Origin of the sequence: Methanosarcina sp. (assembly GCF_035390745.1) — an archaeon.
Taxonomy (GTDB): Archaea; Halobacteriota; Methanosarcinia; order Methanosarcinales; family Methanosarcinaceae; genus Methanosarcina.
This window is the reverse complement of the sequence record NZ_DAOOUJ010000103.1, coordinates 1-5541: the sequence shown is the minus strand read 5'-3', so window position 1 is coordinate 5541 and position 5541 is coordinate 1. Positions and strand designations below refer to the sequence as shown.

Annotated in this window: 7 protein-coding genes; 3 read left to right on the top strand and 4 right to left on the bottom strand. The window is 40.2% G+C overall.

The features are described from left to right. Positions 1–234: 234 nt before the first annotated feature. Both PLL47_RS14310 and PLL47_RS14305 read right to left on the bottom strand, forming a co-directional pair. Positions 235–1704 carry a WD40 repeat domain-containing protein gene (locus tag PLL47_RS14310; protein ID WP_324447155.1) on the bottom strand — a complete coding sequence of 490 codons (1470 nt, stop codon included), beginning with the start codon at positions 1702–1704 and terminating at the stop codon, positions 235–237. Positions 1705–1895: 191 nt separating this feature from the next. Next, positions 1896–3491 carry a NosD domain-containing protein gene (locus PLL47_RS14305; RefSeq protein WP_324447153.1) on the bottom strand — a complete coding sequence of 532 codons (1596 nt, stop codon included), beginning with the start codon at positions 3489–3491 and terminating at the stop codon, positions 1896–1898. 225 nt (positions 3492–3716) lie between these two features. Here PLL47_RS14305 and mntA point away from each other — a divergent pair, with 225 nt between their 5' ends. Genes mntA through hepT form a run of 3 tightly spaced genes read left to right on the top strand, consistent with a single transcriptional unit; the run spans position 3717 to position 4567 of the window. Next, positions 3717–4142, top strand: coding sequence for a type VII toxin-antitoxin system MntA family adenylyltransferase antitoxin (gene mntA / locus PLL47_RS14300; protein ID WP_324447151.1), 426 nt, complete (start codon positions 3717–3719; stop codon positions 4140–4142). Beyond that, positions 4143–4289: a hypothetical protein gene (locus PLL47_RS14295; RefSeq protein WP_324447149.1), complete on the top strand. Its 147-nt coding sequence runs from the start codon at positions 4143–4145 to the stop codon at positions 4287–4289. Beyond that, entirely contained in the window at positions 4262–4567 is a 306-nt protein-coding gene (gene hepT / locus PLL47_RS14290) for a type VII toxin-antitoxin system HepT family RNase toxin (RefSeq protein WP_324447157.1), read from the top strand. The genes PLL47_RS14295 and hepT overlap by 28 nt, the downstream gene beginning before the upstream one ends. Positions 4568–4862: 295 nt before the next feature. Here hepT and PLL47_RS14285 read toward each other — a convergent pair whose 3' ends face one another. Both PLL47_RS14285 and PLL47_RS14280 read right to left on the bottom strand, forming a co-directional pair. Beyond that, a complete protein-coding gene (locus PLL47_RS14285) occupies positions 4863–5255 on the bottom strand; it encodes a type II toxin-antitoxin system VapC family toxin (RefSeq protein WP_324447147.1) in 393 nt (130 codons plus the stop codon). Beyond that, positions 5242–5481: an antitoxin VapB family protein gene (locus PLL47_RS14280; protein WP_324447145.1), complete on the bottom strand. Its 240-nt coding sequence runs from the start codon at positions 5479–5481 to the stop codon at positions 5242–5244. Before PLL47_RS14280 ends, PLL47_RS14285 begins: the two co-directional genes overlap by 14 nt. Positions 5482–5541: the final 60 nt, after the last annotated feature.

Here is a 5541-nt window from a genome sequence, read left to right as displayed (position 1 = left end):
AAAAGAGATTATAAGAGTTTAAAAGAGATTATAAGAGTTTAAAAGAGATTATAAGAGTTTAAAAGAGATTATAAGCGTTTAAAGCCTGTTTTACAGTTTATTTCAAAGTCCATTAAAAATCTGTTCGCAATAATATCTTTTCCAGGGAATATTCTTTTCTGGGAAAACTCCTTCTGAGAACATTTTTTTGGGAAAACCCCTTCATTTCGGAGTTTTCCCCATGTTATATATCTGTCAATTATTTCCGGACGTGTCGCTTTCTTCAAGATTTTCAAAATCTTCAGTGTTCTCATTCTGTTCGTGGTATTTTACAAGCTTTCTTTTCAAAAAGAAAACCGTACCTGCCAGAGCTCCAATTAGAAGGGCAAAGGGAAGCTTTATTGAATCAAACTTTCCCAGAATGCTTGAAGAACTTTCTTCAGAAGGCAAATCCTCCATGCCCAGGTTATCTCCTGTTTTAGTTTTTTCTTCCGTATCACCTGAAGAATCTGAAGCGTCTTCAACCCGGTTTTCAACGCCCCCTGTAACTACCGTGTTATCTTTTACAGGCTCGATGGTTTCTTCTTCTAAAACAGCATCATTATTTTTTGCAGCTTCTTTCTGCAGGAAACTTTTGTCTCCCAGCAGCAGTGCAAAGGCGGTAGCATTCCGTTCAAACAGGTATACTGCTCCCGACTCACTCCCTGCAACAATGGCGGTGCTGTCGCGTGAAACATCCATACTGTTAATGTTTCCTCCGCAGCTGCAGTTCCAGAGCTCTTTCCCGCTCATATTGAGGACATAGAGGTTATCGTCCCAGCTTCCGGCTGCAATGAATGAAGAATCTGGTGCTATTTCTACGGTATAAACATCATCTTTTACCTGGTAGTCCCACAGTTTTGCGCCGGTAAGGTTGAAAAGATAAATCTTGTCGTCAAAACTTCCTGCCGCTAAATGAGATCCATTGCTGGTTAAGGAAACACTGCTGACCCAGTACCCCGGGTTGTGCATCCATGAAAACTCCCCTTTGCGGTCAAAAAGATAAACATTATAATTGGAACCTCCTGCAGCCACGTAGTACGCTTGCGGAGTCATGCTTACACTGTTGATCAGGCTTCCGGTCTTTCTTCCCCATAGGTCTTTTCCCTCGCTGTCAAGGAGATAAACATAATTATTAGCGCTTCCGGTTGCCACATATGAACCGTCTCTGGAAATTGCAACACTGCGGACGGCATCTCCGGTATTAAAACTCCATAAAAGTTTACCTTCTTTGTCCAGGAAATACACCTTTCCGTCCTCACTTCCTGCCGCAAGGTACAGCCCGTCGGAAGAAAGCGCTACACTATTAATATTACCTCCTGTTTTGCGGCTCCAGAGGAGTTCTCCTTTCCGGTTAAAAAAGTACACTTTTCTATCGTTGCTCCCTGCTGCAACTCGAGATCCATCTGAAGAAACAGCTACTGTATAAACAACATCTCCTGTGGTATAATTCCAGAGTTGTGTTCCACTGGAATTAAAAAAAGAAACTTTATGATCAAACCCTCCGGATACGAAATAGTCACCGGTAGAAGAAATTGATACTGTATTTATTATGGCCCCTGTTTCACATTTGCATAACAGGTCAAAAGCCCTGAGTTCCGAAAGGTTTGCATCCTCGCTATCCTGAGCAAGAGGGTCTGCAGCTCTCGCTCCTGAAAGAAGAAAGAGACAGAGGCCCAGTGCCAAAAATAATCTTATTCCCGCTGAATGATTCATATAATTTATAATGAAGTACTTTATTACACATGAATTTTTTGATACAGTTCTCTTTTCCATGAAATTTCAGGGAATTCAATCAGGATCATTCCGGAAATTACATGCTCAGGAAATTACATGCTCAGGAAATTACATGCTCAGGAAATTACATGCTCAGGAAATTACATGCTCTGTACTTTAATATACCCTGTCTTTTTTGTTGTATTACTGCCAGCATCGTTTTTAACGGTTAATGTGACATCATATGTCCCTGCCCTGGTGTATGTATGGGTTGCATTCATGGCATGTTTTGAATAGATACAATCGCCGAAGTCCCATAGCCAGGATGTTGGAGAGCCTGTGCTGCTGTCAGTAAATAGTATCTTTAACGGCGCATTTCCTGATATCACATTTGCAGAAAAGTTTGCAACGAGTTGTACAGGTTGAGGAGGTCTGGTGAGCGGAAGGTAGTCAAAGTCAGTTCCGTTAACGTTGTAAGGACAGTCGCAGATTCCGTCCGAATTCGAATCTTCAGCAGTTTGAGAAAATCCGGTTCCGTTGAGGTCAGCCCAGAAATTGCCTCCTGTATATGGACCCCCAATTATATTTATCCTGGCTTCTTTTGTTGTGTTCCAGATGTTACCTTCACTGTTTTCAGCCTTCAAATTTACAGTATTATTAAAATAGTTGTTATATATACGGTTGCCAGCACAGTCTTCCAGCAAATAGATCCCGGACTCATTACTGGAAGTTATTGTGTTGTTGAACAGTTCATTACTCTGGCTGTTTTCTCTCAAAAAAATGCCTCTGGTACTATTTGAAATTGTGTTGTTATACACTCTGGAGTCATAGACAAGAATAAGGTAAATCCCATAATCACAGTCCGTAATCCGGTTGTCACTGAGGACAGTCCTTGCCTGAGTGTCATACATATCAATCCCTGTACTGCAATTCACTATCTCGTTATTCGAAACAAGATTTCCTCCCCCGCAGCATGCAATTCCTATTCCTCTCCCGTTCGAAAGCCGGTTGTGCGAGATTACGTTCTCCCAGCAGTGTGCACCTAGAATAAAACTTCCCTCTTCAATGGAATTGTTTACTGCCATATTTTTGCTGCACCCCTCATCAATAAGGATACCGTTTCGGAAAAAAGTATTGTTCGAGAGTGTATTATTTGTGGAGACCTGAAGGTATACTCCATACTGGTTTTCAAAAATATGGTTTCTTTCTATTGTGCAGTTTTCAACCTGATCAAGGCAAATTCCTGCCTCAGGGCAGCCAAAACCGTTCGATCTCGAGATAAAGATCTCTCCTGATCCTGGCCAGTAATCCTGTGCTGTTTTCTGTCCCTCAGTTATATCCAAATTTTCTGAACCTCTGGGGATAAATGAATTTCTGAAGCCAGCAGCCTCTAAAGGACTGAAAAACTCTCCTGACCCTGTTATGTTGAAGCCGCTTATCGTTACATTATCGGCTTTTACCTGAAAAACGCTGGAATTCTCGTCCTTCGCTCTGATAAAAACGCCGTCAGGATTTTCAGGTTCTGAAGTGACCGTTACCCCTGAAACATTAATAACAATATTTTCTTCGTAGTCCCCGGCTTTTACAATAACAAAATCCCCTGTTGTAGAGTTGTTCACTGCAGCCTGAATTGAAGCTCCGGGCTCAACATAAATAACCTCTGCATCCGCAACGCCTGCGGAAACCAGAAGCAAAGCAATAACCAGTGCAGTACTGGTTAGCTTTCTAAGACAATCTCCGATAAGTATTACTTTCACAGCTGACCCTCCCCCAGATGACTTTCATAACCTCTCGATTTCGAACAGGATATTCTTTGAACCGATGGTTAATGGTATAACTGCTATAATTTATACTAATATACATATTAAATTCATTGTTTATATACCAATTTATATCAAAAATTATAATTTGGAAGGTATGACAGAACATATTTGAAAGAATAAGACATAGAGAACAATGAAATGATCCCTGAGCTTTCTAAGTTGAAAAAAGAAACTCTAGTATCCAGACTTGCAGAATTTTTTAGATCTCATGAAAATGTGGAGCTTGCATACCTTTTCGGCTCAACAGCCGTAGACCACAGGGGACCTTTAAGCGATATTGATCTCGGCGTTTACCTTTCAAGCAGTCTTACAAAAAGAGAAAGGATAGAGAAGCGTCTGAAACTAACAGCGGAGCTTGCAAATCTTCTTAAAACAGATAGAATTGATCTTGTTGTGATGAACGATGCATACCCTGTTATTAATTTTGAGATAATAAAACCCAATATCCCGGTATTTGTTAGAGATGAGGATTTCAAGATTAATGCAGAGCAGGAGATAATGTCACGATATCTGGACAGAAAGTACCACGAAAACCTCCTGAACAGAGTTTTTTTAGAAAGGATTCAGGAGAAAGGGGGGTTTTGAATGTCCGCAGTTGATAGAATTGTCCGGAAGTTAAACTTCATGCAGGTTCCGGTAAACTATCTGAAATCAATTGATTCCGAAAGCGTCAACCTTGAAGCTAACTATGAAATGCGTTCCGCATCGAGAGGAACTTTCAGCTTGCTATAGAATGTGCTATAGATATCGGGGAAATAATCATTTCAAAAGAAGGGTTTGAAAGACCTGAGGACTACAGAAGTGTTTTCCTGATTCTCGGAAAGCATGGGGTGCTCCCTGAAGATTTTGCAGAAAAATTCTCAGCTGCAGCAGGTTTCAGAAATCTTCTGGTTCATATATATGAAAAGATTGACCTGGACATAATTGAAAAGTATCTTGTAGAGAACCTTGAAGATTTTGATGTTTTTGCTTCTTATATAGTCGAATATGTAGAAAAGGTTCAAAAATAAGCTTTCTTGAATCTTATTTGGATTCTGTAAGTATTCAGTAAACCACGAATTTGCCTCTTGTTCTCATTATGATGAGAGATTATTTCACAAGAGCATACATACAAGAGTCAAAGAATCTGCCATTTTTATAAACGCTCTTTTTAAACATCTGTTTTATTGCTAGAAACGATCCCAAAACTCAAAATTTGCTTTTTGGATCTCTTAATTTAAATTACCAATCGAGCTTCTGATTACAAAAGCAATCCAGAATAATTCTGATATGATATTAAAACTGGGTTTTGGGATGATTTCCTAATCAATAACCTACAACTTCAAGCCCTGGCACTTCTTTGAAGTGGTTATCTCTGGTAACTATTTTTCCATCATGACACAGTATTATAGCAGCTATCAGTTCATCAGAAACCCCAATCGTCTTGCCTTCCGAAAGTAACCGGGCCGAAAGGGAAGCAAAGACTTCATAGACTGATTCTTCAAGCTCCAGAACCTGAAAACATTCCAGAAGCTTTTTGATTTCTTCCAGGTTTTGATGCGTTTTTCTGGACAGATACGCTCCCCGGTACAGCTCAAGGACATTAATCTCGGTTGTTCTTAAGGGAATTTCCTGAGCTTCCATTTCAGCCAGTTTCTGGAGAGCTTCTTCTCTTCCTCTCAGGAGGTCAACAATAAATGAGGTATCAAGCACCGGCATCAAGATCAACTTCCCTTATCTCTGCTTTTCTCATATCTCTGGAAGCTTTTTCAATTGCGTCAGCGAGTTCGGGGTTGGAGCCTATTTCTGCGAGCACTTCAGATAGCTTTCTTTTTCTGGGATAGTACTTGAGGATGACATCCGAAAAACTGTCTTTTTCTGAAGTTTTGAGGCTTTTAAGCTTATCGTAGGCTTCATCGCTTATGCTGATTGTTCTGGTTGGCATGATAATATCTGTGTATGTATGTGTATTTAAAAGTTTCAATGGAAATAGATGATCAGAAAA